Genomic DNA, 24,451 nt, shown 5'->3' on the forward strand with positions numbered 1-24,451 from the left:
GTAGTTGGTATAAAAGGAAAAAATGGCATATACAGAAGAAGAACTAAAAAAGGAACTCGAAACCAAGGAGTACGAGTACGGTTTCTATACGGATATTAAGTCCGATACTTTCCCGAATGGATTGAACGAGGAAATCGTTATCGCCATTTCGAAAAAGAAAGAAGAACCAGAGTGGATGACCCTTTGGCGTTTAGAGGCTTTCAAGATTTGGAAGGAGATGGAGGAGCCGGAATGGGCGAATGTGCATTACACTAAACCGGATTTTCAAGCAATAAGTTATTATTCCGCACCTGTAAAAGCGGACCCTAATAAAACATTGGATGATGTGGATCCGGAGTTGTTGGAAATGTACAAGAAATTGGGTATTTCTGTAGACGAGCAAAAGAAACTACAAAACGTTGCTGTAGATATTGTAATGGATTCAGTTTCCGTTGCTACTACTTTCCAAAAGACACTAGCAGAAAAAGGAATCATTTTTTGTTCTATTTCCGAAGCTATAAAAGAGCATCCGGAGCTGGTTAAAAAATATTTGGGATCGGTAGTTCCGCAGAAAGATAATTTTTATGCGGCTTTAAACTCAGCTGTTTTTTCAGACGGTAGTTTCTGCTACATTCCAAAAGGTGTTCGTTGCCCAATGGAACTATCCACCTACTTCAGAATCAACCAAGCGGGTACAGGTCAGTTCGAAAGAACGCTTGTAATTGCAGATGAGGATAGTTACGTAAGCTATTTGGAGGGTTGTACGGCGCCATCAAGAGATGAAAATCAGTTACATGCCGCTGTTGTTGAGCTTATTGCTTTAGACGACGCCGAAATAAAATACTCAACGGTACAAAACTGGTTCCCAGGGAACAAAGAAGGAAAAGGTGGGGTTTATAACTTCGTTACCAAAAGAGGTTTGTGCGAGAAAAATGCAAAGATTTCTTGGACACAGGTAGAAACAGGTTCGGCCGTTACTTGGAAATATCCTTCTTGTATATTAAAAGGGGACAATTCAATAGGTGAGTTTTACTCCATTGCTGTAACCAATAATTATCAGCAGGCAGATACTGGTACAAAAATGGTGCATTTAGGTAAAAATACCCGTAGTACCATTATATCCAAAGGTATATCCGCAGGAAAATCGCAGAACAGTTATAGGGGTCTAGTTCAGGTGAACAGCCGTGCAGAAAATGCACGTAACTTTTCTCAGTGCGATTCCCTCTTAATGGGTAACGAATGTGGGGCCCACACATTCCCATATATAGAAGCCAAGAACAAAAGTGCGCAGATAGAGCATGAGGCAACTACGAGTAAAATTGGGGAAGACCAAATTTTCTACTGTAACCAAAGAGGTATAGATACTGAAAAGGCTATTGCCTTGATCGTAAACGGGTTCAGTAAGGAAGTTCTGAACAAATTGCCTATGGAATTTGCCGTTGAGGCGCAAAAATTATTGGAAATTAGTTTAGAAGGCTCGGTAGGTTAATCTTGCCAAATGCAGTTTATAGTTTTGATTAATAAATAAGATTCGCAAAATGCTTAAAATCGAAAATTTACACGCTAGTGTAGAGGACAAAGAAATATTAAGAGGTATTAACCTAGAGGTAAAAGCTGGTGAGGTTCATGCCATAATGGGCCCCAACGGTTCAGGTAAAAGTACCTTGGCATCTGTAATTGCAGGTAAGGAAGAATTTGAGGTTACTGAAGGTAGCGTTTCCTTGGAGGGTGAAGATTTAGAAGATGCTTCTCCGGAAGAACGCGCTCACAAAGGGGTGTTCTTGTCTTTTCAGTATCCAGTTGAAATACCAGGTGTTTCCGTAACCAATTTTATGAAGACGGCCATTAATGAATCTAGAAAGGCCAAAGGTCTTGAAGATATGCCGGCCAAGGATATGTTGAAGTTGATTCGTGAGAAATCGGAATTATTGGAAATAGACCGTAAATTCTTATCTCGTTCATTAAATGAAGGTTTTTCCGGTGGGGAAAAGAAGAGAAATGAAATTTTTCAAATGGCAATGTTAGAGCCTAAGTTGGCCATTTTGGATGAAACGGATTCCGGTTTGGATATTGATGCCTTACGTATTGTTGCTAATGGTGTTAACAAGCTTAAGAGCAAGGACAATGCGGTAATCGTGATAACCCACTACCAGCGATTGTTGGATTATATTGTTCCTGATTTTGTTCATGTATTGCACAATGGTAAAATTGTAAAGTCCGGCGGAAAAGAATTGGCTTTGGAGTTAGAAGAAAAAGGATACGATTGGTTAAAGCAGGAGACTGCCGTTTAAAATAGTACGAAGTACAGAGTTATTGGTATAAAGCATTAAAAGCTTTGTAATCAATACTTAATACTAAAATATATGGATTTAAAAGACAAATTGATATCATCTTTTATGGCGTTCGAGAACAACGTAGATGTGGAACATTCCGTGCACGATGTTAGAACAGAGGCCATGAAGAACTTTGAGCTTAAAGGTTTTCCCAGTAAAAAGGAGGAAGCTTGGAAGTACACTTCTCTTAATAGCCTTCAAAAGATAGATTTCAGCATTTTCCCACGAGAAGAAAATACTCTTGAGTATAAAGACGTTAAAAAATACTTTTTGCACGAAATAGATTCGTATAAAATCATTTTTGTAGACGGTATTTACAGCTCTTATCTTTCGGAAACAACACATGATGGTGTTGATATTTGCTTAATGAGCGCAGCGCTTACAAAGCCAATGTACAAGCCGGTTATAGATGTGTATTTTAATAAAGTAGCGTCTAAAGATGAGTCGCTAACTACATTGAACACTGCATTTAGTAGAGAAGGGGCGTATATTTATATCCCTAAGAATAAAATGCCAAAGAAGCCTATAGAAATTATTCATTTCGCTACGGGTAACGAGGCATCTATTTTGTTGCAGCCAAGGAATTTGATTATTGCGGAAGAGAATGCCGAGGTTCAGATTATTGAACGTCACCAAAGTTTGACATCCAACGAAGTTCTGACCAACTGCGTGACGGAGATTTTCGCAGCAAAAAATGCAATTGTTGATTATTATAAGATTCAGAATGATGCGGCTTCTGCCTCATTGATAGATAATACCTACATAGACCAAAAAGACAAGAGTGTGGTTAAGGTTCATACCTTCTCTTTTGGCGGAAAACTAACTCGTAATAATCTTAACTTCTACCAGAATGGAGAATATATTGACTCCACTATGAAAGGGGTTACTATTTTGGGCGATAAGCAACATGTAGATCATCATACGTTAGTGCACCACATTGAGCCTAACTGTGAAAGTCACCAGGATTACAAAGGTATTTATGGCGATAGTTCTACAGGAGTCTTTAACGGTAAGATTATTGTAAATAAGATTGCGCAGAAAACCAATGCGTTTCAGCAGAACAATAATATTTTGGTTAGTGACAAGGCTACAATCAATACTAAGCCGCAGTTAGAGATTTTTGCGGATGATGTAAAATGTTCACACGGTTGTACTATTGGGCAGTTAGATGAAGATGCTTTATTCTACTTACAATCTCGGGGTATTCCTGAAAAGGAAGCGAGAGCATTGTTAATGTATGCTTTTGCTAATAATGTACTGGAAAGTGTACGTATACCAGAACTAAAAGCACGTATTAATAAGTTGATTGCTAAAAAGTTAGGGGTTAATCTTGGGTTCGACTTATAAAGAGAATTGTTTGATTTCTTAACAAGAAATTATCTTAAAACATAGATTTTTTTTAACGGCACTTTGGGAGTGCCGTTATTTTTTTGAAGGAATTTACGTATAAATTTACGACCGAATTATAAACCATTAATGAATCGTTCGTATGAAAAAAATCTACTTTTTATCAGTTTTAATTTTCTTTTTAAGTGCAAGCTTGTTCGCTCAGGATCACAAATGGAGTGTGGAAGCAAATTATCCTTTTTCTTCTGGTGATGATTTAGGAAATGATGCTAAAGGTATTATTGACCTAGGTGTAAAATATCGATTTTTGGATTTTAACATTGTCAAAATCGGTGCGGGTATCAACACAGGAATTTACAAGGCAGACACAAAAGACTTTAATGACCCTTCATCATATGATTACACTGAGACTCACTGGCTAATTAAACCTGAGGTCTTTGCAGAGTTTTCTATTCCGGGAGCGAAAAAACTTCACCCTTCTATAGGACTAGGGTATACTTTTGTTGAATCTAAATATGATGGTGTATTTGATTATGGGCCAAATGAACCTCCATTTCCTGGAGCGCACAAGATTACAGAGTCAGAAGGGGGAATAAATGTGAATTTGGGACTCTCTTATGATATAACTAAGCGGTTCTTTTTACAAACTCAAGTTGACTTTATCCGAAATGTTGCTGATAAAACAAAAGGAGAAGGAGAAACTTTAAGAAACATAGAACATATAAGTCTCATAAAGGTAGGAGTTGGTTTTAGGTTTTAATCCTCAGATACAAATTCAAGTACTCTAATACCCGATTTGTTTTTACAATCGGGTATCTTTGTATTTAAGAAGATTGACTATGTTAGATATAAATAAAATAAGAGAGGATTTCCCTATTCTCAAAAGAGAAGTGAACGGAAAGCCTTTGGTATACTTAGACAATGCTGCTACATCACAAACGCCTCAACAGGTTATAGATGTTATAGTAGATTACTACCAGAATTACAACGCCAATATACATCGTGGTGTGCATGCGCTGTCTCAAGAAGCAACTGATAAGTATGAAGTAGCTCGGCAAAAGATTCAGAAGCACTTCAATGCAAAGAGTTCATACGAGATTATATTTACTTCAGGTACAACGCACAGTATTAACATCGTTGCCAACGGGTTTACCACCTTATTGAAAAAAGGCGATGAGATACTGGTGTCGGCTATGGAGCACCATTCTAATATCGTGCCTTGGCAAATGTTGGCCGAAAGAACAGGTGCCGTTTTAAAGGTAATTCCGATGAATCTTGATGGTGAGTTGCGAATGGATGTTTTTGAAGAATTACTCTCCAGCAAGACCAAATTGGTTTTCTGTAATCATATTTCCAACGCACTAGGAACCATTAATCCCGTTGAAGAAATAATAGAAAAAGCACATGCTGTTGGTGCAGCTGTTTTAATTGATGGCGCGCAAGCGGCTCCCCATGTTAAAGCGGACATGCAAAAATTGGATGTCGATTTTTATACGGTCTCAGCTCATAAAATGTGTGGGCCTACCGGTGTAGGGGCTTTGTATGGCAAAGAAGAATGGCTAAATAAATTGCCACCCTACCAAGGAGGGGGAGAGATGATTGCTGAGGTAACTTTTGAGAAAACTACCTATGCAGATTTACCGCATAAGTTTGAAGCGGGAACACCAAATATTTGTGGTGGTATCGCCTTTGGTGCCGCTCTGGATTATATGAACGCTATAGGTTTTGAAGCTATTGCTCAATACGAGCATGAACTGTTGGGTTATGCCACGCAAGAACTACTTAAAATAGAAGGGCTGAAGATTTACGGGACGGCAAAAAACAAGACTTCGGTTATTTCTTTTAATATAGAAGGGCTACATCCTTACGACATAGGTTCTATTTTAGATAAATTGGGCGTTGCAGTAAGAACTGGTCACCATTGTGCACAACCCATTATGGATTTTTACGGAATTCCGGGAACGGTAAGGGCCAGTTTTAGTTTTTACAATACTATGGATGAGGTAGATGCCTTGGCCAAGGCCGTAATCCGGGCAAAGGGCATGCTGGAATAAGGATGGCGTTATCATTCTCTTAAAGTGTTGAAATCCATAGATAGTTGTTGTATTTTTACCGAAAATAGCGATAATGCAGATAAAGGAAATACAGGACGAAATAGTAGACGAATTTTCAATGTTCGATGATTGGATGCAACGCTACGAATATATGATCGAGCTGGGCAAAAGCTTACCGCTTATCAACGAAAAATTTAAGACTGATGATAATATTATCAAAGGTTGTCAGAGCAAAGTGTGGGTTCATGCAGAGCTAGAAGAGGATAAATTGGTTTTTACTGCGGATAGCGATGCAATTATAACGAAAGGTATAATTGCCATTTTAATAAGGGCCTTTAGTAATCAAAGACCTCAAGATATTATTGATGCCAATACCGATTTTATTGATGAAATTGGTCTTAAAGAACATCTTTCGCCTACGCGGGCCAATGGTTTGGTAAGTATGATCAAACAATTGAAGCTATATGCCATAGCCTACCAAACACAATTAAATTAGAGTGATGCCTTGTAAGGGCAACCTCAATCTTTAACGAATTAATCTCAAGAACATGAGTGAAGAAATAGCAGTAGATAGCCAAGAATTGGGCGAGAAAATAGTAGTTATACTTAAGACCATATACGATCCTGAAATTCCAGTAGATATATATGAGCTGGGTTTAATTTATGACGTATTCGTAAATGAGGATAACGAAGTGAAGATATTAATGACCTTAACATCTCCCAATTGTCCGGTTGCGGAATCGCTTCCTGCAGAGGTAGAGGAAAAAGTAAAGTCTTTGGACGTCGTTAAAGATGCAGAGGTAGAAATTACTTTTGATCCACCATGGACGCAAGATCTTATGAGCGAAGAGGCTAAATTGGAATTGGGCTTATTATAAAAGCGGATATGGCAGAAGAAATTATCAATAGGGTAGCTGAGAGCAAATTGGTTACGTTTAACTTGGAGGATTATTATCTCCCGGGAAAGCGCGTGCTTTTTGATATTTCCGAATGGCTATTGGAAGGTTTTATTTTAAAGGAAAAAGAATTCCGCGCCCGTGCCGCCGAGCACGACTGGGCACAGTACAAAGATTCTTACGTTGCCCTACATTGCTCAACAGATGCGATAGTTCCGGGCTGGGCCTATATGTTATTGGCCACATATTTGAACCCTTATACCAATCGGTATATTCAGGGTTCTTTAGAGGATTTGGAAACCTTACTTTATACAGAAACGTTAAAAGATTTAGATGTTTCGGGGCTAAAGGACAAATTTGTTATTGTTAAAGGTTGTAGTAATAAACCGGTGCCACCCAATGCTTACGTGTTGATAATAGGAAAGTTACAGCCCATAGTAAAATCTCTCATGTATGGAGAGGCATGTTCTTCCGTGCCTTTGTACAAAAGAAAGTAGACATTTATTATTAAAATAAGTGACAATTAGTACTTTTGCGTGTCTAAATTAATAAACACAAATACCATGAGAAAATTACTGCTTACATCTTTGGCATTACTTACCTTTTCGGTGGGTTTTGCACAGACAATTGATGAATTAAAAGCTGAACAGGCTGCAAAAAAAGACTCTATCAGTGCCATTCAAGGTAGGGTAGATGCGCTTCAAGGACAAATTGATGCTTTTCCAGGGTGGAAAATAAGAGCGTTCGGTACAATAGGTGCCAACCTTTCAAAATTTAATAACTGGTACTCGCAAGGTACACCGGATAACTCTTCAGGAAACATTGGGGTTACGGTTAATGCAATCGCTAACTTGGATAGGGAGAAGTTCTTCTGGAGAAACTCTGCCAATGCTAATTTCCAATGGGTTAAGTTAGATGATAAAAATGATCCTACGGATGACGAAGGATTTGATAACACAACAGATGTTTTTAACATCACTTCTTTGTACGGTTACAAACTGAATAAGAACTTTGCTATTTCGGCCTTGGCAGAATATCGTACATCTATCATCAACAACTTTAATGACCCTGGTTATTTAGATTTTGGTGTTGGTGCTACTTGGACTCCTATTCCTGATATGGTAGTTGTTATTCACCCATTAAACTACAACTTTGTTTTTGCGGATAATGATGCAGCTTACGATTCTTCTGCTGGTGCTAAGATTGTTGTTGATTACGCAAAACAGTTGGGGTCAATTAACTTTAAGACCAACTTCTCTACTTTTCAAAGTTACAAGAGTGGTGATCTTTCTAACTGGACATGGATCAACTCTTTTGGATACACGCTTTGGAAAGGAATTGGTGTAGGTTTTGAGTTTGGTCTTCGTGACAACAAACAAGAAGGTTTGGCTAATGCATTAGTTTCGGATGCCAATGCGTCTTTTGACAATTTGGATAATGTTTTACAGAGCTACTACCTTTTTGGTCTTAACTACTCTTTCTAAAAAAGTTTAATTCATACATAATGAAAACGCCCCGATGATAATCGGGGCGTTTTTTTTGTTAAGTAGGATTAGTTAAGTTTGGTTGTACAGTCAATAAATCAAACCTTGGTTAAGTAATTTATTTGGGACGTACACTAAGTTTCAAATACAAGACGAATGTAATAGGCAACGCTATCATTGCTAAACTTTTGTTGTGAACCTATTTCAATTTGTGGTGTAGCTCGTTAAAATGAACATAGCTTCGACGAAATACATCTAGAATCCATTTTTTAATCAGGTTATAGAAAACAAAAAAGCCCGTTAAAACGGGCTTTTTTGTTAAGTAGGTTTACTTGTACTTTTTAATTGCAATTTGGGGTCGCAATTTTTTTAAGCTTTTCGTAGGTCAAGTCCGGATTTGGGATTCGTACTTGTTTCGGTTAAGTTCAAGATTCGATTTGGGGTCATTGCTATCACTTAATTACACTGTAAACTTACGTTGGTTTCTGCGGTCTTCTAAATTATTGTTGTGAACCTAAGCAAGGCTGTTGTGAAAAATATCAACGGCCCACAATGTTCGATGAACGGCATAGTTTAAGTTTGATTTAAAAAACAACCAAAATAGGAGGCATAAAAAAACCCTCTTGTACAGAGGGTTTTTTTATCAAGTAGGTTTGGTCAATTTGGTATTATTTTTTTCTGATCAAGTAACAGGTTTGGGGTTCGTTACTTGTTTCGGTCAAGTTCAAGATTCGATTTGGGGTCAATGCTATCACTTAATTACACTGTAAACTTACGGTGGTTTCTTCGGTCTTCTAAATTATTGTTGTGAACCTAAGCAAGGCTGTTGTGAAAAATACGAGTTGTTGTGTATGTCCGATGAACGGTAAAAGATTTCTTGAAAACAGTTTAATACTCGTCCAAATGTTCCGGATAGAGGAAGTTGTTGTACGGGAAGCGTGTTACATGAATATCCCTTACCTCGTCATAAACCCTTTTTCTAAATTCGTCCAGATTTTCTTTGTTCAAGGCAGATATGAATAGGGCGCGGTCCCCAACACGTTGCATCCATGTCTTCTTCCATTCTTCAATACTAAAATGCCTTTCTGTCCTTTCGGTGATGAGGTCATCCTCATCTATTTCGGCATGTTTGTATTGATCAATTTTGTTAAACACCATAATGGTATTCTTGTCCGCACTATCTATTTCGTCCAAGATTTTATTAACGGACTCTATATGTTCCTCAAACTGCGGGTGTGATATATCAACAACATGAAGTAACAGATCGGCCTCGCGAACTTCGTCTAAAGTACTTTTGAAGCTTTCTACGAGCTGCGTAGGTAGCTTTCGGATAAAACCAACCGTATCACTTAATAAGAAAGGCAAATTACCTATAACCACTTTACGTACGGTGGTGTCCAACGTTGCAAAAAGCTTGTTCTCTGCAAATACCTCGCTTTTACTTATGACGTTCATTAAAGTAGACTTACCTACGTTGGTATACCCAACCAGAGCTACACGAACCAGGGCCCCACGGTTTCCCCGTTGGGTTTCCATTTGGCGGTCTATCTTAAGGAGTTTTTTCTTTAACAGGGAGATACGATCACGAACAATACGTCTATCCGTTTCAATTTCGGTTTCACCTGGTCCACGCATTCCAATACCTCCACGTTGGCGCTCAAGGTGAGTCCAAAGTCCCGTTAATCGCGGTAACAGATATTCATATTGCGCCAGTTCTACCTGAGTACGTGCATAACTGGTCTGCGCGCGTTGCGCAAAAATATCCAGAATAAGGCTCGTACGGTCCACAATTTTGCAACGTAACAACTTTTCTATATTACGTTGTTGGGCAGGGGTAAGTTCATCATCAAAGATAACGGAGCCTACATCGTTCGCTTTTACGAATGCCTCTACTTCTTCCATCTTACCGGAACCTATAAGGGTCTTGGGGTTGGGAACATCCATGCGCTGTACAAAACGTTCTATAACCTCGCCACCGGCAGTGTAGGTCAAGAATTCAAGTTCATCAAGATATTCGGTAACTTTTTCTTCGCTCTGTTCGCGGTTAATAATACCGATTAAAACGGCTTTTTCGTGATCTATGGTCTTCTTTTCTAACATATCTAAACTAAAGTGCAAATTTAAGCAATACTGACCGAGCTATTTTCGTAATTTTAAGATCCCAATCGAAAATTTTATGATTTTTTCATTTTTCAGGAAAAAAAAGGGAAGCCATTTAAATACAATTAGCTTCTACAACCTAGAAAATCTATTTGATACGGTAGACGACCCGGAGACCCTTGATGATGATTTTACGCCAAAAGGCCGCAAAAAGTGGTCTTTAAGAAGATACAAAAAAAAGTTGTACAAATTGGCTAAGACCATTTCTGAGATTGGCAATTCCGAAACCCAGAGCCCGCCGGTCCTAGTGGGAGTAGCAGAGGTAGAAAACCAACAGGTTATGGAGGACCTTCTGGCTGCAGAACCTTTGGCTAATATAAAATATAGTTACGTACATTATGATTCTCCGGACGAAAGGGGTATAGACTGTGGATTGATCTATCATAAGGACCATTTTGAGGTGTTACATTCGGAGCCCATTACTTTATTTATTTATGAAGAGGATGGAAGACGCGATACCACGCGGGATATTCTGTACGTAAAGGGCAAATTGAACAATGAAGTGGTTCATATATTCGTAAACCATTGGCCTTCTAGAAGGAGCGGTAATTCAAAAACCGGATATAAGCGAGTTATTGCGGCCGAAACTATAATTAAGTTCATGGCCGGAATTGAGGAGCAAGAGGCCAATCCCAACTACATAATCATGGGTGATTTTAACGATGGTCCAAAGTCCGAAAGCGTACAGTCCCTTATGGAAACCAAAACCTTGTACAACCCTATGGAAAAGTTGCTCACACCAGAACGCGGTAGTGCCAACTATAAAAGGTCGTGGATGCTTTTTGATCAAATAATGGTCTCGCACAGTTTTCTAAATTTTGAAAAGGGAACCCACAGTTTTGCCCATGCCAATATCTTTGATGAACATTTTTTAACGGAGTTTGAAGGAAAATATATGGGGTCTCCCTTCCGCACTTATGTAGGCAACAAATACATTGGTGGGTACAGCGATCATTTTCCGGTTTATATTCAATTGAAATACAACGCTTAGTTTTTCTAGATACTTTTAATATTGCTATCGTCCAGGAGTTCATCTCCTCGTAAGCGTAGAAAAACTTGGGCCGTAGTAACTACATCAAGCTCACAATAGGTAACAATACGGTCTAGGTCTTTTTCTTCGTAATAAACTTCACGAACCATACTACCGTCAATATCTTGTTTGGGAGAAGGAATACCTAAAATATTGGCCAGTAGTTTTAGAGAGGTAAAATTCTTATAATCCCCAAATTTCCATAACTCCATGGTATCTAGATGCGGAATTTCCCATGGTTTTTTGCCAAATAGGTTCAGTTTGTACGGTAATTCAATACCGTGAATGATCATTCTGCGTGCAATGTATGGAAAATCGAATTCCTTGGCATTGTGTCCACAGAGCAAATGCTTGGTTGAGCTAAAATGTCCGTTCAATAAATTTTTGAACTCTTTTAATAATTTATCTTCTTCTCCATAAAAAGAAGTAGTTCTAAAGGTTTTGGTTTCTCCGTTCACACGAAAATACCCTACTGAAATGCACACGATCTTTCCGAACTCCGCCCAAATTCCGGCACGGTCATAAAACTCTTCAGCTGTATAATCTTCTTTACGTTGGTATCGGGACTTTTGCTCCCACAGCTCCTTTTTTTCCTCATCCAAGGCATCAAAATTGGGCTGTTCGGGAACGGTCTCAATGTCTAAGAATAAAATATGCTCTAAGTTTATCCTACCTAGCATGATTGGATTTTTTTGAATAAATATAAGAAAATAGCCATCTTATTATAGCTGGGATTCATTTATTTCATTGGAATAACCCATGTTTTTCAGATTAAGAAGGTGGGCGTTGTTACAAGTAAACCATTTCTAAGAAGTATTATTTCTGTTTTAGAAAAAGAAAAATTCTGGCGCTGCTTAGATGTAATGAATCCCCCATTTTTCGGAAATTAAGCTCATCAAAAATTATTTTCACCGAAATATTTTCATGTTCTACTTCCATTATCATTTGTTCAGGGTCAATGTTATATAGATTAGTTCCTCTCTTGCTCAAGTCTCTAAGTTTTGGGAGAAGTTGAATCTCATGTAGCGTTAGACTATCCTTAGGTGCAAGTAGGCTCAGAAAATTATTCTTATGGTCATAATCTATGGTGTAATCTCCTATTGAGGCGTTTGTGGAAATATTTTCGTTAATGGTAAATACCGCTAGATCATGATACCCTTTAAGCGTATAGTTTTGTGCTTGCTGTCGGTCTGCATAGTAATTATAATATTTTGTGTTTCGGGCTTCGGACCCGATTTCATTTGGGGCCAAGGCTATGTCAAGGGAGTCTAAAACTTTTTGGGAATTGAACCAATTAAAAACCTCCGGCTCATCGCTAAAAGTATCTTTAAAAATATCCTTAATCTCGATACCGGTGATGCTGTTTAGTTGGTTCACCGATTTTCTATCGTCCAAGTATTTTAGAATGGACGTTAATTGATTGTATTGGTCAGAAGTGGCCAATCTGTTGTTTTGAAGTACATTTTCGTATACGATTTGGAACTGATGTGTCTGACTTTTTAATGACACGCTGGACGCACTCCAAAAACCAAATGATGATAGTATTGCTAGAATAAAGAGGGAAAACGGTAAAATTAGGAGACTCTTTTTTCGGCTGAATAAAAGAAACAGACTAATTCCTAAAATCCAAAAGGCCAACAGTATTACGAAGTAACGATTCTCAGTGATGCCATAATCGGAAACACGTCTAAAAATGGCAATGAAAAGAAGCACCAATAAGGGTAATATCAAAATATAAAACCAAGGATAAAAGCGTTTAATAGTCCAAGACTTCACTGTTTCATGAATTGGATTTATAATGACCTGTACGGTAAAACCTAAAAAGGCCAATGCGGTGACCAAATAGGAAACCCATCCTTTTGGAAGTTCCCATTCAACCAAGATTTTTATACTATAGGAATAAAGAATCAGCAGGTATAGAATGACTAGCGGAATCAGAATGTACTTGACAAAGACCTCTAATGCCTTATTGAAATGGATTTCTTTTTGTTGATGTATATTTTTTGGGAAGTCCGATAGATATATCCATGTATTGACCACTCCTAAGCAAAAAAGAAACAACTGAAAATATATATCGCCATCTATTCGCATATTGAACAGCGCGTCAATAGCCAAAAGGGCCAGTACTAGTCCGAGATAAAGTACACCTGAGAAAAAACCGCTTCTCACGATGGCAAAACCAGCAGCTTTGAGGTAATTCCAATAAGCATTCTTATTCCATTTGAATAAAAAGGGAGCAAATAGAACGAATAAATGTCCTGCAATCAAAAACAGGAAAAAACGGACTAGATAAATAGGGTCATCATCAAAAGTATTAACTTCGGGTAAATGCCAGTAGAAGAGAAACAATAACAAGAGCAAAACGGGTTTCAACCAAATGGCCTTATTAGAGTTTTTAAGTTGTTCAAGAAAAAACTGGGAACCAATAAGCCAACTTACTCCCAAAATAAATGTAAGTATGATATTGGTTTGATTGTCTGTATTTGCTTCTTTGGGTGCATCTACCACCCATATGGCGTAGAGGGTACCGCATAATGCCCAGAGGATTGTTAATGGAAACCTTTTAAAAGCACTTTGCGCTTTACTGGTTAAATCATTAAGGGAGAGAAAAGCCATAGTTTAGTTTTTACAATAGTTAACCACAAAATTATAGCGGATTGTCTTAGAATAACTCCCTGAATTTGGGGATATTGTGACATGTAATTTTGTAGGGGTGATAAAAGGTGGAACAGACCACCCGGTTGGTTGGTACATTTCTCGAACAGGCTCAAAGTTGTGAGCACTTCAATAAAAAGAAATATTTATCGATGAAATACACCATTAGTAACTATAATAGGGGATTTCGAATTTTTAAACCGACTAATCAGTTTGTCGGAGATGCTTAAATCATTGGTGAAACGGTGGCAAATTGTGCAGTTGATGCTAAAGGATTTGTGCTAATCGAAAAGGCTTTGTTGTTTAAAGGGAGATTCATGTTCCAACAACCACTTCTTACGATATAAGCCTCCTGCATAGCCTGTTAAGGAACCATCGCTACCAATAACCCGGTGACATGGAACCACAATCCAAAGCGGATTTTTGCCATTCGCAGCCGCAACGGCTCTAATAGCTTTTACGTCTCCCAAAGTTTTGGAAAGGTCCAAGTAAGAAACTGTTTTTCCGAAAGGTATTTCTAGCAGAGCCTCCCAAACGCGTTTTTGAAAATCCGTGCCTTCTGGGTTTAATTTAATATCAAAATCACTTCGTGTACCCGCAAAATATTGTTGTAGTTGTTCTGCAGCTTCTACTAGGTGCACAGGAATATCAACGGATAGGCTTTTATCCTCATCCAAAACGGTAATTGCCGCTAAGCCGTTGCCATCGCCTTCAAGTTTTGCCGTACCAAGCGGAGTGCCGATATAAGCGGTTTCCATACTAGAGTATTTTGGGGTGCGCTGCTTTTTGATTAAAACTTACTTGTCAAGTATTCCTGAGCGTTTTGCACGCGTATTCCAATTTTTTCGAGCTAGTTCCTGCAAGTCGGCCACATTGTCGCTCTCGTCCATTATTTCAAGCCCTAGAAGGGTTTCAATCACATCTTCCATGGTGACTAACCCACTTACTGAACCATATTCGTCCACAACTAGGGCAATATGTTCCCGTTTGGCGATAAAGGTATCAAAGAGGCGAGGTATAGGGGTATTTCTTTCGGTTATTAAGATTTCCCGTTTTATTTCGGATAATGGTGTGTTTCCGTTTTCGTTAACCATTTCCTCTAGAATAGTATCCTTCAGCACAAAACCATCTATATGATCCATTTTTTCGCCATATACAGGAATTCGTGAAAAGCGCATTTTGGGGTTATCTTCAAAAAATTCCGCAATCGTTTTATTTTCCGAAGCAATTTTCATCACTGCACGTGGGGTCATTACATCCTTGACCAGAACTTGGTCAAAACGTAGCAGATTCTTTATGATAGTAGATTCGGATTTTTCAAAAACACCTTCTTCGCGGGCCATATCGGTCATGGCGGTAAAATCTTCTCTACTTAAAACGCTTCCATGGTGTCCTTTACCGCCCACAAGTTTAGTGAAAAGCTGTAGGAGCCATAAAAGTCCGGTATATTTTAAGGCAACCACCATAATGTTGAGTGCTTTTGCGGTAAAATTGGCCAACTGCCTCCAATAGGTGGCGCCAATGGTTTTAGGAATAATTTCCGATGCCACTAGGATGAGAATGGTCATTATAGTAGATACCGCCCCAACCATTAAATCCTCGGTAAAGGTTACCCCAAATATGCTTCGCGTAGATGAACCGTACATCTCTGCATAGGCAACTTTGGCTTGAACACCCACCAAAATAGCACCCACGGTATGGGCAATGGTGTTTAGCGTTAAAATAGCAATAAGGGGTTTGTCTACGTCCTGCTTTAGTTCCTCTAAGGTAACTGCATAGGTTTTGCCTTCCTTCTTCTTAACATTTACAAAGGTTGGGCTAATGCTCAAGAGCACCGCTTCAAGTATGGAGCAGAGAAACGAAATAAAAATTGAAATTAAAGCGTAAAAAATTAATAAGCCCATGAATGAGTTTTAGTGTAACGAATATACCAATTAAAGTACAATCTTGTGATCTTATTTGCTTGGTAATGTGGCTTTATAAAATACCTGCTGCACTGCAGGTCTAATATTTAGGTTATAAAGATTTTTGTTATCTCTAGTAGGGTTCACCCGATTGGAAAGAAAAATATATACCAGTTGATTTTCTGGGTCTGCCCAAACGAATGTTCCTGTAAAACCGCTGTGACCAAAACTACTGGCACCTACTTCTGGAGCCGGATAAGCTTTGGACAGGGGCAGTTCCGAGTTGTTCAATAAAGGCTTGTCAACACCAAGGCCTCTACGATTGTCATTTTCGGGAAATTGAACTCTTGTAAATTCCTTTACGGTGGCTTCGGATATGTAGCGCTTGCCGTCATAAACGCCATATTGCACGTACATTTGCATCAATTTGGCCAAATCTGTTGCCGTAGCAAAAAGCCCGGCATTACCGGATATTCCACCTAACAGTGCGGCATTTTCATCGTGGACCCAACCTTGGGTCAGCGTATGCCTAAAAAGGGTATCTACCTCTGTAGGAACGATAAAATTGGTAAAGTCTTTGGTTTTTGGTTTAAACCCCATAGTGGGGGCATTCAGCGGTAAATAGAAATTCTTCTCCAAATAATAGTCATAGGACTCTCCGGTAAGTTGTTCTATTAGTTGCGGAAATATGAGAAATGCAAGTCCCGAATATTTGTATTTCTTTTCAGCAGATACTTTTGAACGGTCAATAAGACGGTACATCTTTTTGTTGAACTTGTTTTTAACGAACAAGCCATCATATGCCTGATTTTGAAATCTGCGGTTTGGGGAAGTATGAACAAAACGCCGTTTAAGCTTTTTATTCTTTTTTAAAACCTCATTTAGAAAAACAATGTAAGGTTGTAGTCCGGCTTGATGGGCCAGAATTTCCCGAAGCGTAATATCTCTTTTATCCTTTTCTTTTTTCCAACGCTTCCAATAGGTGCTGAACGGAGCGTCCAAATCAAGTTTTCCTTCATCCACTAATTTCATGAGGGCAGGAAGGGCAGCAGTAATTTTAGTTACCGAAGCCAAATCATACATATCATCTAAAGCCACGGGTTGTATACTGTCATAAGTGTGATATCCGTAAGCTTTATGAAAGATGATTCTTCCGTTTTTGGCAACTAGTACTTGCGCACCGGGAAAAGCATTGTTTTTTATACCGTTAGTTATTATTTTTTGCACGTTCGTGTTGATGTAGCTGGAATCCAGCCCTACATCGTAGGGAGTGCCATAAGTTAAGGCATCCTTTATTCCTAAATTTAAAGGCGTTCCAGTGCCTTCCTGCGCTTGTGACAGCTGGAGAAATATAAAAAGGAATACAAACGATACAATTCTCAAATCTGCTCTTTTAATAAAAACTAGTTCAACAGCCTTACCGCGTCCTTGGCAAAATAACTGGCGATGATGTTGGCCCCGGCACGTTTTATGGCCGTCAGTTGTTCCATAACCACGGCATCATGGTCCAACCAACCTTTTTCGGCGGCAGCTTTGACCATGGCATACTCCCCTGAAACTTGGTAGACCGCAACGGGAACATCAACTTCATTGCGAATTTCACGTACAATATCCAGATAACAAAGACCTGGCTTTACCATAACAATATCAGCACCTTCATCAATATCCATCTCGGTTTCCTTTAAGGCTTCAAACCGGTTGGCATAATCCATTTGATAGGTATTTTTATCTTTTGGTACATTTTTGACATCAACTGGTGCAGAATCCAAAGCATCTCTAAAAGGACCATAAAAGGCACTGGCATATTTGGCACTATAGCTCATGATTCCCGTATTTACCAGGCCTTCGTCTTCTAACGCTTCACGAATGGAAAGAATACGACCGTCCATCATATCACTTGGTGCAACAAAATCAGCCCCGGCCAAAGCATGGGAAACGCTCATTTCGGCAAGAAACTCCGCAGTTTCGTCATTCAGAATCTGACCGTTTTCTACAATACCGTCATGGCCAAAGGAAGAATAAGGGTCCATAGCTACATCGGTCATTACCAACATTCCCGGGCAGGCATCTTTAACGGTCTTGATGGCTTTTTGCATAAGCCCGTTTTCGTTCAAGGCTTCGGTGCCTTTGTTGTCCTTTAAATTATCGGGCACTTTTACAAATAGAAGAACGGCGTGCAGGCCCATACTCCAAAGCTCCTTAACTTCGGCAGAAAGTAGGTCAAGACTCAATCTATAATAATCCGGCATAGAGTCGATCTCTTCTTTTATGCCCTTACCTTCGGTTACAAAAAGAGGCACCAAAAAATCCTTTGGCGATAAAATGGTTTCACGTACTAAATGTCTAATGGAGTCGTTTGTTCTTAACCTGCGGTTTCTTCTAAGTGGATACATGCTTTTACCTATTTTTGAATAGCCAAAGTTACTTATTATCCTCCTAAAAAACCCGAAAACAAACCAACTCTTGACCGAACTGATCCATAGTCTGAAATTTAAATTTGAATGGCGAAGCTATCAGCAAAATTTTCTGGACCATTTTGAGGAGCATATAAAAGACCATCATTTACACGTGGTAGCACCCCCGGGGTCTGGAAAGACCGTTTTGGGGCTGGAAGTACTACGAAGGGTCAACAAGCGGACCTTGGTTTTGGCTCCTACTTTAACCATTAGGAACCAATGGAAAGACCGATTGGTATCGTTCTTTTTGAAGGATTCGGGGTTCGCGGACTTTTCTATGAACATCAAGGAACCCAAACTTCTCACCTTTTCTACATACCAGTCGTTACATGCATTAAACAAGCGCTTGGCCGACGAAGAAAATTATTCTCTTCTGAAATTCATTAGGGAAAACGGTATAGAAACCTTAGTACTAGATGAGGCACACCATTTAAAAAACGAATGGTATAAATGTTTGATGGCCCTAAAGGAAATTGAGGGTTTAACGGTAATAGCATTGACGGCAACCCCTCCGTACGATAGTTCTAGTGCGGAGCTAAATAAATACTTTGATCTCTGCGGGCCAATAGATGATGAAATTGCCGTGCCAGACCTCGTCCAGAACGGAGACCTTTGTCCGCACCAGGATTTTGTTTATTTCTCCAAACCGTCCGAAGCACAAATACGATATATTGTAGAATACAGAGAAAATATTATTCAGTTTATTAGTGATTTGAAAGCCGATATTGATTTTCAAAATCTGCTTTTAGAACATCCATTTTATAAAAATACCGAAGACGCGCTTGAGGAAATTTATGGGAAACCATCGTTTCTATCCGCAATGTTAATATTCTTGAATTCTGCCGGAGTTCAGATAGATAAAGAGAAACTGCTGTTTCTTGGTTTTGAAAACAAAGCGGTAGAGTTTCCAGAGTTGACATATGAGTGGATTGAAATCCTTCTGCAGGAATTGTTGGTGGCTCAAAGAGAAGCTTTAGGAGCTTATGAGGAACAATTGAAAGCTATTGAAAAACAGCTGGGAAGAATTGGAGTGTACGAGAAGAAGAGGGTAAATTTTATTGGCGACGAGCAACTCTACCGTTCTTTGGCCAGCAGCCCTAGTAAATTGAATAGCATACATGCTATTCTTGAGAAGGAGTATGAAAATTTGGGAGAGCAGTTAAAAGCTGTGGTGCTAACCGATTTTATACGAAAGGAATTCCTTGATTACACAGGTGAAGCCACGGGAGTTCTTAATAAACTTGGAGTAGTCTCTATTTTTCAATTCTTACGGATCAAATCCAAACACAAGGAGCACTTGGCCATACTAACAGGGTCTTTGGTGGTGCTGCACAAAACTGTTGTTGAAGATTTTGAAAAGGTCCTGGGAGAAGGGGCTTTTGGCAAGCAACCCATGGCTGCGGATGCAGATTTTGTAACGATATCCGCTTTTGGGAACGCTAAAAACAACATAGTTGCCGCGGTAACAGAGCTTTTTCAAAAAGGAAAAATAAAAATACTAATTGGTACTAAATCTCTTCTTGGCGAAGGTTGGGATGCCCCGGCTATCAACAGTTTGGTTTTGGCTTCGTACGTTGGCTCTTTTGTTTCTTCTAATCAGATGCGGGGCAGGGCAATCAGAACAGATGTTAACGAGCCTACCAAAACCGGAAATATATGGCACTTGGCCTGTTTAGATCCAACGGTAAGTGATGGAGGAAAGGACTTGGAAAAACTAAAACGCAGGTTCACCGCTTTTTCGGGAGTATCGATTGATGGAGAACCTTATATTGAGAATGGATTGGACAGGCTACAACTTCCAGCATTTTTTGATGAAAATTGCCATCTTGAAGAACTGAACGCAACCATGGTACAATCTGCTTCTGATAGGCAGAATCTTGGAGGGCGATGGCAGCAAGCTATTCAAACGGGCAGTGTGCTGGTGCGTGAAATTAAGGTTCCCTATACACATAAAACTCCCTTTAGAAAAGTAAAGAGGATGCGTTCTGTAGATGCCGCACAGTATTTAATTATTGAAGTGGTAGCGGGTTTAGGCCTGTTTCTTCCCGAGTTTCTTATGAAGAACATAGGAACATTATTAAATAAAGGTATTTTTCAGTTTGTATATTTTTTGCTGGCAGGCGTACTTATTGGTTTTGCCCCAAAAACTTACAAAGCATTAAAGCTATATTTCTTGTTTGGAAATTCTTTTAAACAGACCAAAAAAATAGGCGCCGCTTTGTTGGACTACCTCTGTAAAACCAACCAGATTCATTCGGGTCCTTCTAGTATTTCTGTTGTTGCGGAACAGAATGCCAATGGTGCATTTGTTTGCTATCTGAAGGGCGCTAGCAATTATGAAAGTACGCTTTTTGTAAACCTAATGTATGAGATATTGGCCCCTGTTGAAAATCCAAGATATTTAATGGTCAATAGCAATTGGTTAAAGCAAAAATGGGGTATTCGTAATTATTATGTGGTACCTCAGGATTTGGGTAGACGAAAAGCGGATGCCCAAAAGTTCCATAGCTTTTGGAAGAAGCATGTAGACGGCTCCAAATTATTGTATACTAGAACGCAAACGGGTAGAAAAGAATTGCTTAAAGCTCGCCTTGCCCATGTAGTGTATCAATTTAAAGAAGTCTCGGAAAAGGCGATTACTTGGAAATAATACGTTCGGTATTTTCTCTGCACCGTATCATTTGTTTTAGTTGTTGCCGGTATCCGTAGGCAGACCATAAAGTGGAGTCCTCTTTAATTTTTATCGGGTTTTCATCGGCATCTATAAATCGCTTTGTAGCTCCAACAAGTGGGTGATCTAATCCTTTTATGTTTAGAATGGAGTTGTTTCCCGGAATTACAAGTTCGCCCTCATAATCATAACAGAAAACAAGAACTTTGTCGCCAACCGTAACATCCGTATGATTAAAGCAATCCGTTGTAAAATATTTTTGACTTGCATAACTGTTAGTGCCCATCTCCTTTATCTTGTATACTTCGTCTAAGGCTATGGTTCCTTTTTGAGAAATGTAGAGTGGTGCGGCATCATGGTTGGCCTTTTTTAAATCTACTACCGTACCCGAAAATACAAGGGCATATTCTTTACCGCAATACCCAATAAAAGGGCCGGATTCTTCCCACCAGTATGTATACCCTACATTTAAGGTATCAGGAGTAAAGCTAATTTCTATATCGCTTTTTGCTTTTTGCTGGGGATTACAAGAAGTAAATAAGGCAATAAGTAACGCTACCAATACTACCTTTAGTAAAAGATTGCCTAGACTAATTAAATAGGAAGTGAGATTAAAGGTCTTCACGAAGATGGAGTGTTTTTATTTTGGCCCTGCTTAATAATCTCCTTCAAACGCTGTTTGCGCGTTTCCTTTTCTAATTTAAGCTTGGCTTTTTTTCGATTTAAAAGCTTGGTGTGCTTGGCTTTGTTTACAGTATTTTTTGCTTTTCCTTTTTTAGGCATAATTTGGCCATTAGAGGTCTAGACCCAATTCTTTGGTTCTTTTAATATTTCTACCAATCGGTATTCTTCTGTCCCGTTTTCAGGTTGATGGTCATAACGCCACTGTACATGTGGTGGTAAGCTCATTAAAATACTTTCAATCCTTCCATTGGTTTTCAACCCGAACAATGTGCCTTTATCATGAACAAGATTAAACTCAACATAACGACCTCTTCTTACCTCTTGCCAATCGCGTTGCTCTTTGGAATATGCCTGTTCCTTTCGTTTTAAAACAATCGGTACATAACTTTCCAAAAAGCTGTTTCCTACTTCAGTTACAAAATCGTACCAGTTATCCATACGTATCTCATCGGTAGCTTTGCAATAGTCAAAGAAGAGCCCACCTATACCCCTAGCCTCATTTCTGTGGGCATTCCAAAAATAATCATCGCACTTCTTTTTATAGGTGGAATAGAATTCTGGATTATGGGCATCACAGGCTGTTTTACAGACCGTGTGAAAATGAATGGCATCTTCATCAAATAAGTAGTAGGGAGTTAAATCTTGACCACCGCCGAACCACTGGTCAACTATATTCCCTTCTTTGTCATACATCTCAAAATAGCGCCAGTTTGCGTGTACGGTCGGTACCATTGGGTTTGTGGGATGCAGCACCAAGCTTAATCCGCAGGCATAAAAATCTGCATCTTCAACCCCAAAATAGGCCTGCATACTTTTGGGCAAAGCGCCATGTACACCAGATATGTTTACGCCTCCCTTTTCAAAAACGGCACCATTCTCTATAACTCGGGTACGTCCTCCGCCGCCTTCGGGTCTTTTCCATATATCTTCTTGAAACTTGGCCTTCCCGTCTATTTCCTCTAATTTGGAGGTAATCGTATCTTGAAGGTTTTGGATGTAACTAAAGAATTTGTCTTTCATGAAGAGAAATGGTTTTGTGCGAATTGACTGTAAATTTACGATTTACAGAGGAAGCTATAAAGTAATACGGACTACAAAAAGTTTTTTAGAAGGATTATTGTGAATTTTGAAACGGTTCTTAAGCTCCTAGCTCGTACAGCTCCATGTCCAATGGGTCTTCATTGGGTGGCGTATGTTCCTTTAGAAGTGTTTTTTGCCAAATATAACCGCATTTTTCTGCTACTCTAATACTTCCTAAGTTGGTTTTATGTACAATTATTTGAAGGTTTTGAAGACCTAGATTCTGTATGGCGTATTGGGATAAAATTTTTGTTGCTCTGGAGGTAATTCCTTTGCCTTCGTAGTCGTAACCGATACAATAGGCCAGTTCCGCTTGTTTTTTGTCCCAATCCAATTCTTTGATGTATACCAAACCCGTTACTTTACGGCTTTCAGTATCCTTGAGAACAAATAAGAATTCTTTCTTTTTTTGGTACTCACGGACTTTCTGCTCTACAAAAATTTGAGAAAGGGTAGGTGTTAGGTTCTGGGCCAGCGTTTTTGGAAAATAGCGTTGTAAGCGTTTGCTGTTTACGGTTACGAAATCGCAAATGCGCCAAGCGTACTTTTCATGTATGGGTTCTATGGAAAACTGTTCGAAAAGGGCAATTGGGCTGTTCTCATTTTCCATAGAGCTCAAACTTTATTTAGCTTACAGGTTTCCACTCTTTTACCGCATCTATAAACGCTTTTGCGTTTTCTACGGGAACATTAGGTAAAATGCCATGACCCAAGTTTACCACGTAGCTGTCTTTCCCGAACTCGTTAATCATTTGCGTAACCATCTTTTTTATTTCCGATGGTGGCGATAACAATCTAGCTGGGTCAAAATTACCTTGAAGCGTAATCTTTCCTCCGGTCAGGTAACGTGCATTTCTTGCGGAACATGTCCAATCTACACCCAATGCCGAAGCACCGGATTTGGCCATATCGCCCAAGGCGAACCAACACCCTTTACCAAAGACAATAACAGGGGTCTCATCCTTTAAAGCATCAATAATTTGCTGAATGTACTGCCATGAAAATTCATTATAATCCGTTGGTGAAAGCATGCCTCCCCAAGAATCAAAAACTTGAACCGCATTAACACCGGCTTTAACCTTTGCTTTTAAATAGGCAATGGTAGTATCCGTTATTTTCTGTAGCAGCTCATGTGATACTACAGGTTGTGTAAAGCACAATTCTTTGGCCTTATCAAAGGTTTTACTGCCTTGACCTTGTACGCAATAACATAAAATGGTCCACGGTGAACCGGCAAAACCGATAAGTGGCACCTCGTCGTTCAGTTTTTCTTTGGTAGCTTTTATAGCTTCCATAACGTATCCTAAAGTATCGTTTACATCAGGAACAATTACACGGTCCAAATCTTTTTGCGAACGGATTGGGTTGGGTAGGTACGGGCCAAAATTGGGTTTCATCTGTACCTCAATATTCATGGCCTGGGGAATTACCAATATATCGCTAAAAAGAATAGCGGCATCCATTTCATATCTGCGGATGGGCTGTACCGTAATCTCAGAGGCTAGTTCCGGGGTCTGACAACGCGTAAAGAAATCATACTTTTTTCTGATTTCCATAAACTCTGGAAGGTATCTTCCTGCTTGACGCATCATCCACACGGGTGGACGGTCTACTGTTTCGCCCTTAAGGGCCTTAAGAAATAGGTCGTTCTTTAGTGACATAGATATAAGTTAACCCCATGAAACGGAACGTCCGTTCGTGGTTCTATTTGTAAAAAT

The 24,451-nt window shown here is 39.2% G+C and carries 23 protein-coding genes; 11 read left to right on the plus strand and 12 right to left on the minus strand.

The genetic code is table 11. The annotated features are described in order from the left end of the window. The first annotated feature begins 22 nt into the window (after positions 1–22). The 9 genes from sufB to SJY45_RS13775 all read left to right on the plus strand — a co-directional run bounded on the left by sufB (position 23) and on the right by SJY45_RS13775 (position 8,093). Positions 23–1,468: a Fe-S cluster assembly protein SufB gene (sufB, locus tag SJY45_RS13735; RefSeq protein ID WP_215913352.1), complete on the plus strand. Its 1,446-nt coding sequence runs from the start codon at positions 23–25 to the stop codon at positions 1,466–1,468. 49 nt (positions 1,469–1,517) lie between these two features. Beyond that, positions 1,518–2,270 carry a Fe-S cluster assembly ATPase SufC gene (gene sufC, locus SJY45_RS13740; protein WP_215436495.1) on the plus strand — a complete coding sequence of 251 codons (753 nt, stop codon included), beginning with the start codon at positions 1,518–1,520 and terminating at the stop codon, positions 2,268–2,270. A 72-nt stretch (positions 2,271–2,342) separates the two neighbouring features. Continuing rightward, complete coding sequence (gene sufD / locus SJY45_RS13745; protein WP_289037965.1) at positions 2,343–3,659, plus strand: Fe-S cluster assembly protein SufD; 1,317 nt, start codon at positions 2,343–2,345, stop codon at positions 3,657–3,659. A gap of 142 nt (positions 3,660–3,801) precedes the next feature. Then, positions 3,802–4,419, plus strand: coding sequence for an outer membrane beta-barrel protein (locus SJY45_RS13750; protein WP_215913350.1), 618 nt, complete (start codon positions 3,802–3,804; stop codon positions 4,417–4,419). A gap of 79 nt (positions 4,420–4,498) precedes the next feature. Further along, the gene (locus SJY45_RS13755; protein ID WP_289037969.1) at positions 4,499–5,713 is read left to right on the plus strand and encodes an aminotransferase class V-fold PLP-dependent enzyme; all 1,215 of its coding nucleotides are present in this window, start codon (positions 4,499–4,501) and stop codon (positions 5,711–5,713) included. A 73-nt stretch (positions 5,714–5,786) separates the two neighbouring features. After that, positions 5,787–6,209, plus strand: a complete 423-nt coding sequence (locus SJY45_RS13760; protein ID WP_215436486.1) for a SufE family protein — start codon at positions 5,787–5,789, stop codon at positions 6,207–6,209. 52 nt (positions 6,210–6,261) lie between these two features. Further along, positions 6,262–6,591: an SUF system Fe-S cluster assembly protein gene (locus SJY45_RS13765; protein WP_215436484.1), complete on the plus strand. Its 330-nt coding sequence runs from the start codon at positions 6,262–6,264 to the stop codon at positions 6,589–6,591. 8 nt (positions 6,592–6,599) lie between these two features. Beyond that, positions 6,600–7,106 carry a DUF2480 family protein gene (locus SJY45_RS13770; protein WP_400071412.1) on the plus strand — a complete coding sequence of 169 codons (507 nt, stop codon included), beginning with the start codon at positions 6,600–6,602 and terminating at the stop codon, positions 7,104–7,106. Positions 7,107–7,172: 66 nt separating this feature from the next. Beyond that, positions 7,173–8,093 (plus strand): DUF3078 domain-containing protein, encoded by a 921-nt coding sequence (locus SJY45_RS13775; RefSeq protein ID WP_400071414.1) that lies wholly within the window; start codon positions 7,173–7,175, stop codon positions 8,091–8,093. Between the two features lie 888 nt (positions 8,094–8,981). Here SJY45_RS13775 and hflX read toward each other — a convergent pair. Beyond that, positions 8,982–10,193, minus strand: coding sequence for a GTPase HflX (gene hflX, locus SJY45_RS13780; RefSeq protein WP_215913346.1), 1,212 nt, complete (start codon positions 10,191–10,193; stop codon positions 8,982–8,984). A 76-nt stretch (positions 10,194–10,269) separates the two neighbouring features. Between hflX and SJY45_RS13785 the strand changes: the two genes are divergently transcribed. Continuing rightward, complete coding sequence (locus tag SJY45_RS13785; protein ID WP_215436472.1) at positions 10,270–11,244, plus strand: endonuclease/exonuclease/phosphatase family protein; 975 nt, start codon at positions 10,270–10,272, stop codon at positions 11,242–11,244. A 5-nt stretch (positions 11,245–11,249) separates the two neighbouring features. On the opposite strand, the gene SJY45_RS13790 is transcribed toward SJY45_RS13785, so the two are convergent. The 6 genes from SJY45_RS13790 to hemB all read right to left on the minus strand — a co-directional run bounded on the left by SJY45_RS13790 (position 11,250) and on the right by hemB (position 18,235). Continuing rightward, a complete protein-coding gene (locus SJY45_RS13790; protein ID WP_215913344.1) occupies positions 11,250–11,963 on the minus strand; it encodes a 3'-5' exonuclease in 714 nt (237 codons plus the stop codon). Between the two features lie 136 nt (positions 11,964–12,099). Next, positions 12,100–13,899: a DUF4153 domain-containing protein gene (locus tag SJY45_RS13795; protein ID WP_400071417.1), complete on the minus strand. Its 1,800-nt coding sequence runs from the start codon at positions 13,897–13,899 to the stop codon at positions 12,100–12,102. A 320-nt stretch (positions 13,900–14,219) separates the two neighbouring features. Next, positions 14,220–14,696: a methylated-DNA--[protein]-cysteine S-methyltransferase gene (locus tag SJY45_RS13800; RefSeq protein WP_289037979.1), complete on the minus strand. Its 477-nt coding sequence runs from the start codon at positions 14,694–14,696 to the stop codon at positions 14,220–14,222. A gap of 39 nt (positions 14,697–14,735) precedes the next feature. Continuing rightward, complete coding sequence (locus SJY45_RS13805; protein ID WP_215436464.1) at positions 14,736–15,842, minus strand: CNNM domain-containing protein; 1,107 nt, start codon at positions 15,840–15,842, stop codon at positions 14,736–14,738. Positions 15,843–15,893: 51 nt separating this feature from the next. Beyond that, positions 15,894–17,225, minus strand: a complete 1,332-nt coding sequence (locus SJY45_RS13810; protein WP_400071419.1) for a serine hydrolase domain-containing protein — start codon at positions 17,223–17,225, stop codon at positions 15,894–15,896. 20 nt (positions 17,226–17,245) lie between these two features. Next, positions 17,246–18,235 (minus strand): porphobilinogen synthase, encoded by a 990-nt coding sequence (hemB, locus tag SJY45_RS13815; protein ID WP_400071421.1) that lies wholly within the window; start codon positions 18,233–18,235, stop codon positions 17,246–17,248. Between the two features lie 70 nt (positions 18,236–18,305). Between hemB and SJY45_RS13820 the strand changes: the two genes are divergently transcribed. Then, positions 18,306–20,948: a DEAD/DEAH box helicase family protein gene (locus SJY45_RS13820; protein ID WP_400071423.1), complete on the plus strand. Its 2,643-nt coding sequence runs from the start codon at positions 18,306–18,308 to the stop codon at positions 20,946–20,948. On the opposite strand, the gene SJY45_RS13825 is transcribed toward SJY45_RS13820, so the two are convergent. The 5 genes from SJY45_RS13825 to hemE all read right to left on the minus strand — a co-directional run bounded on the left by SJY45_RS13825 (position 20,935) and on the right by hemE (position 24,394). Continuing rightward, a complete protein-coding gene (locus tag SJY45_RS13825; RefSeq protein ID WP_289037986.1) occupies positions 20,935–21,594 on the minus strand; it encodes a hypothetical protein in 660 nt (219 codons plus the stop codon). The two genes, SJY45_RS13820 and SJY45_RS13825, sit on opposite strands and share 14 nt — an antisense overlap. Next, positions 21,591–21,752, minus strand: a complete 162-nt coding sequence (locus SJY45_RS13830; RefSeq protein ID WP_289037988.1) for a hypothetical protein — start codon at positions 21,750–21,752, stop codon at positions 21,591–21,593. The genes SJY45_RS13825 and SJY45_RS13830 overlap by 4 nt, the downstream gene beginning before the upstream one ends. Positions 21,753–21,770: 18 nt before the next feature. Next, a complete protein-coding gene (hemF, locus tag SJY45_RS13835; RefSeq protein WP_400071425.1) occupies positions 21,771–22,673 on the minus strand; it encodes an oxygen-dependent coproporphyrinogen oxidase in 903 nt (300 codons plus the stop codon). A gap of 118 nt (positions 22,674–22,791) precedes the next feature. Then, entirely contained in the window at positions 22,792–23,343 is a 552-nt protein-coding gene (locus SJY45_RS13840) for a GNAT family N-acetyltransferase (protein WP_400071427.1), read from the minus strand. Positions 23,344–23,359: 16 nt separating this feature from the next. After that, positions 23,360–24,394 (minus strand): uroporphyrinogen decarboxylase, encoded by a 1,035-nt coding sequence (hemE, locus tag SJY45_RS13845; protein WP_400071429.1) that lies wholly within the window; start codon positions 24,392–24,394, stop codon positions 23,360–23,362. Positions 24,395–24,451: the final 57 nt, after the last annotated feature.

Origin of the sequence: Zobellia russellii, from assembly GCF_044597075.1 — a bacterium.
Taxonomy (GTDB): domain Bacteria; phylum Bacteroidota; class Bacteroidia; order Flavobacteriales; family Flavobacteriaceae; genus Zobellia; species Zobellia russellii.

Excerpts from the sequence above, each read along its gene's own strand:
- sufB (WP_215913352.1), top strand. The coding sequence starts at position 23 with ATGGCATATACAGAAGAAGAACTAAAAAAGGAACTCGAAACCAAGGAG.
- sufC (WP_215436495.1), top strand. The coding sequence starts at position 1,518 with ATGCTTAAAATCGAAAATTTACACGCTAGTGTAGAGGACAAAGAAATA.
- sufD (WP_289037965.1), top strand. The coding sequence starts at position 2,343 with ATGGATTTAAAAGACAAATTGATATCATCTTTTATGGCGTTCGAGAAC.
- SJY45_RS13750 (WP_215913350.1), top strand. The coding sequence starts at position 3,802 with ATGAAAAAAATCTACTTTTTATCAGTTTTAATTTTCTTTTTAAGTGCA.
- SJY45_RS13755 (WP_289037969.1), top strand. The coding sequence starts at position 4,499 with ATGTTAGATATAAATAAAATAAGAGAGGATTTCCCTATTCTCAAAAGA.
- SJY45_RS13760 (WP_215436486.1), top strand. The coding sequence starts at position 5,787 with ATGCAGATAAAGGAAATACAGGACGAAATAGTAGACGAATTTTCAATG.
- SJY45_RS13765 (WP_215436484.1), top strand. The coding sequence starts at position 6,262 with ATGAGTGAAGAAATAGCAGTAGATAGCCAAGAATTGGGCGAGAAAATA.
- SJY45_RS13770 (WP_400071412.1), top strand. The coding sequence starts at position 6,600 with ATGGCAGAAGAAATTATCAATAGGGTAGCTGAGAGCAAATTGGTTACG.
- SJY45_RS13775 (WP_400071414.1), top strand. The coding sequence starts at position 7,173 with ATGAGAAAATTACTGCTTACATCTTTGGCATTACTTACCTTTTCGGTG.
- hflX (WP_215913346.1), bottom strand. The coding sequence starts at position 10,193 with ATGTTAGAAAAGAAGACCATAGATCACGAAAAAGCCGTTTTAATCGGT.
- SJY45_RS13785 (WP_215436472.1), top strand. The coding sequence starts at position 10,270 with ATGATTTTTTCATTTTTCAGGAAAAAAAAGGGAAGCCATTTAAATACA.
- SJY45_RS13790 (WP_215913344.1), bottom strand. The coding sequence starts at position 11,963 with ATGCTAGGTAGGATAAACTTAGAGCATATTTTATTCTTAGACATTGAG.
- SJY45_RS13795 (WP_400071417.1), bottom strand. The coding sequence starts at position 13,899 with ATGGCTTTTCTCTCCCTTAATGATTTAACCAGTAAAGCGCAAAGTGCT.
- SJY45_RS13800 (WP_289037979.1), bottom strand. The coding sequence starts at position 14,696 with ATGGAAACCGCTTATATCGGCACTCCGCTTGGTACGGCAAAACTTGAA.
- SJY45_RS13805 (WP_215436464.1), bottom strand. The coding sequence starts at position 15,842 with ATGGGCTTATTAATTTTTTACGCTTTAATTTCAATTTTTATTTCGTTT.
- hemB (WP_400071421.1), bottom strand. The coding sequence starts at position 18,235 with ATGTATCCACTTAGAAGAAACCGCAGGTTAAGAACAAACGACTCCATT.
- SJY45_RS13830 (WP_289037988.1), bottom strand. The coding sequence starts at position 21,752 with ATGCCTAAAAAAGGAAAAGCAAAAAATACTGTAAACAAAGCCAAGCAC.
- hemF (WP_400071425.1), bottom strand. The coding sequence starts at position 22,673 with ATGAAAGACAAATTCTTTAGTTACATCCAAAACCTTCAAGATACGATT.
- SJY45_RS13840 (WP_400071427.1), bottom strand. The coding sequence starts at position 23,343 with ATGGAAAATGAGAACAGCCCAATTGCCCTTTTCGAACAGTTTTCCATA.
- hemE (WP_400071429.1), bottom strand. The coding sequence starts at position 24,394 with ATGTCACTAAAGAACGACCTATTTCTTAAGGCCCTTAAGGGCGAAACA.